The 2,805-nt window shown below is 64.0% G+C and carries 4 protein-coding genes; 1 reads left to right on the top strand and 3 read right to left on the bottom strand.

Annotated features, from left to right (window positions below; all coding sequences use genetic code 11):
• The 3 genes from WMO66_RS13270 to WMO66_RS13260 form a co-directional block, all read right to left on the bottom strand.
• Nucleotides 1-205 (bottom strand): hypothetical protein (locus WMO66_RS13270; protein ID WP_349136886.1); only part of this gene is annotated, 205 nt, incomplete at its 3' end.
• 313 nt (nt 206-518) lie between these two features.
• Nucleotides 519-1,385 carry a helix-turn-helix transcriptional regulator gene (locus tag WMO66_RS13265; protein ID WP_349136885.1) on the bottom strand — a complete coding sequence of 289 codons (867 nt, stop codon included), beginning with the start codon at nt 1,383-1,385 and terminating at the stop codon, nt 519-521.
• Complete coding sequence (locus WMO66_RS13260) at nt 1,382-2,008, bottom strand: glycerol-3-phosphate acyltransferase (protein ID WP_349136884.1); 627 nt, start codon at nt 2,006-2,008, stop codon at nt 1,382-1,384. Before WMO66_RS13260 ends, WMO66_RS13265 begins: the two co-directional genes overlap by 4 nt.
• An 80-nt stretch (nt 2,009-2,088) precedes the next feature.
• On the opposite strand from WMO66_RS13260, the gene WMO66_RS13255 reads away from it, so the two are divergent.
• On the top strand, nt 2,089-2,565 hold the full coding sequence (locus WMO66_RS13255; RefSeq protein ID WP_349136883.1) for an aminoacyl-tRNA deacylase: 477 nt from the start codon (nt 2,089-2,091) through the stop codon (nt 2,563-2,565).
• Nucleotides 2,566-2,805: the final 240 nt, after the last annotated feature.

Raw genomic sequence — 2,805 nt, 5'->3', positions numbered from 1 at the left:
TGTCATTGCGAGGCCCCAAAGGGGCCGTGGCGCCCTGAGCGCGAAGCGCGAGGAAGTGCCCTTGGGGTGCAATCTCGTGCAGGCAGTTGCGATTTCGCCGATGACTTCCCTGTTGTCCGGTCGGGTTCTGCGAGATTGCCACGTCGCTTCGCTCCTCGCAATGACAAATCTGATAGCCTTGCGCCATAGAGGCAATGCGGCGCATATTGCAAGCCTCCATGGCGCTCACTGAGCGCCGCTACAGTCAAATTTGATAGCGATTGCATTCGGCGGCACTCTGTGTATATCGGCAGTGCCTTCCCGAGATTGCCACGTCGCTTCGCTCCTCGCAATGACACATCAGGGGAATGCCGTGGTGCACCAGCGCCCTCCTGCGGTTGAATGTCCCCGTACATGGCGCTCAGGGAGCGCCGCTACAGACGCAATTGGTGCACACCATTTTAACGATGCCCTGTACGAGTCGGCGGTTTACCGCCGGGAGGGGTATGCCCCTCCCCTACAATTATTTATGATTTCCCCTACACCCTCTCATACGGCTGCATATCGCGGAACTCTCCCGGCGTGCGGCCGGTATCCTTGCGGAACGCATTGGCGAAGGCCGTCGAGGACGGGAAGCCGCACAGCGCGGAAATGCGCCGCACGGTGTCGTCCGTGCCGCGCAGCAGGACCTTGGCCTTCGCCAGCCGCAGGCGAACGATGCGCGCATAGGGCGTCTCGCCGAAGCGGCGCTTGAACGCCGTGATGAAGTGGTTGCGCTGCATGCCGCACTGGGCCGAAAGGCCGTCGATCGTCAGCGGCTGCGTGTAGTGCAGGTAGATGAATTCCTCCATCGCCCCCAGTGTGTCGGCGGACTGCTCCTCCGCCTGCGCGGGGCGCGGCTGCGGGCGGCAGCCGCATTCGATCAGCTCCGAGATGACGAGGGCCGCCAGACAGCGCAGGTCCGCCTCGTCGCGCCGCCCGTGAAATTCCTCCTGAAACAGGAGCAGGAAGCGGCGCAGCCGCTCCGACACCGCAAACACCGGCCCGAACTGCGCGCCGTCGAGGCCCTTTTCGCGCAGGCGCTGCACCATAAAATTCGGCGAGACCTCGAGGCTGATGTTCGCAACGTCGCATTGCTCCAGCGCCTGCCCGTGGCGCACGCCGCTCTGCACGGGATAGACCATGCCGGGGCGGCCGAAATAGACGTCCGTCCCCTGCAGGATGATGGGCATGGGCGCCAGCGGCAGCAGAAATTCATAGGCCGCGTGGCTGTGCGTGAACGGCGCGACGACCTGATCGGGCGAGCGCCGCAGCTCCGCCACGGACAGAATGCTGCAGTAGCTGTGATCGCACAGCTTCGTCAGATACCCGCGCTGCGGGCAGTGGGCGTGAAACAGCGGATTCATTCCCCCGCCTCCTCGCGCTGCGGCTCATGGCGGCCGAACAGGAACTGGCGGAACGTCTGCTCCTTGCCCTCCCGCCAGCGGGCAAAGTTCGACCGGTGCGCCCAGAGCATGGCCGGGAAGATTAGCGCCAGCGCGATCGTGCCGCGCCAGTCGCCCGTCCGCAGCAGGTAGAGCGGCGCATAGACCAGCGCCGTCAGCAGCGGCAGGATGCTCGCCCGGTTCCAGATCATGCCGATGATAAACATCAGCGCCAGCAGCGGCAGCACGAGCTCCGGCGTCAGCCCGAGCACCGTGCCGCACAGGCGGGCCGTCCCCTTCCCGCCGCGGAAGCGCAGAAACACGGGGAAAATGTGCCCCAGCACGCACAACAGCCCGGCCAGCGCCGCGCACAGCGGCGGAAGCAGCAGGCGCAGCGGGAACGTCACGACGAACGCCTTGGAGACGTCCAGCGCCATCACGACCAGGCCCGGCTTCAGCCCGGCAGCCAGCATCATGTTCGTGGCCCCGGCGTTGCCGCTGCCAAACGTGCGGATGTCAAAGCCCCGCCGCCGCGACAGCAGATACGAAGGGCTGAAGCATCCGGCAAAATAGCCCAGCAGGGCGCAGAGAATGTATTTGCTCATCCGAAGAATCCCCCCCCATGATCCGTCCGTTTTCTTCATTATATCACAGAATTTTCTGAATTTCCACAGGAGGCATTCCCATGCACGAAAAACACGAAAAAACCAATGCCATGCGTCAGCTCGACCGCAAAAAGGCCGTCTACACCGTCTATTCCTATGACGGCGGCGCGCTCAGCGGCACGGAGGTCGCCTCCGCGCTCGGGAAGGATCCGGAGCGCTGCTTCAAGACGCTCGTCACCGTCGGCAAAACCGGCGGGCATTATGTCTTTATGATCCCCGTCGCAGCCGAGCTGGACCTGCGCAAGGCGGCGTCCGCCGCGGGCGAAAAATCCGTTGCAATGCTCCCGCAGAAGGAGCTTCTGCCCCTCACGGGCTATGTCCACGGCGGCTGCAGCCCCATCGGCATGAAAAAGCAGTTCCCCACGTTTGCGGATGCGGCGATCGCGGACGGCGAGACCGTCTGCTTCAGCGGCGGCCGCGTCGGCCTGCAGATCGAAACGACGCTCGCGGTCCTGCAGAGTGTCGTTCCCGTCACGCTGGCGGACCTGACGGTGTGATCATTGCAGGGGAACGGACAGCCGGGCTCGGCGCCGCACTCACGACCGGTACAGGCCATCGTGCAAATGGTATGTCCCCCCGAATTGTCATTGCGAGGAGGCCATAGGCCGACGTGGCGCCCTGAGCGCGCAGCGCGAGGAAGTGCCCTTGGGGTGCAATCTCGGGAAGGCATTTGCAGTTCGTACAAGCCGCCGTTAAAATGGTGCGTACCGATTGTGTCTGTAGCGGCGCTCAGTGAG

The sequence above is a fragment of the Faecousia intestinalis genome, from assembly GCF_040096185.1.
Lineage (GTDB): Bacteria > Bacillota > Clostridia > Oscillospirales > Oscillospiraceae > JAZOXB01.
The sequence above is the reverse complement of the archived record's forward strand: the minus strand, read 5'-3'. Positions and strand labels throughout refer to the sequence as shown.

What these genes read in the sequence shown, in the direction of transcription:
- WMO66_RS13265 (WP_349136885.1), bottom strand. Translation starts at nt 1,385, where the DNA reads ATGAATCCGCTGTTTCACGCCCACTGCCCGCAGCGCGGGTATCTGACG.
- WMO66_RS13260 (WP_349136884.1), bottom strand. Translation starts at nt 2,008, where the DNA reads ATGAGCAAATACATTCTCTGCGCCCTGCTGGGCTATTTTGCCGGATGC.
- WMO66_RS13255 (WP_349136883.1), top strand. Translation starts at nt 2,089, where the DNA reads ATGCACGAAAAACACGAAAAAACCAATGCCATGCGTCAGCTCGACCGC.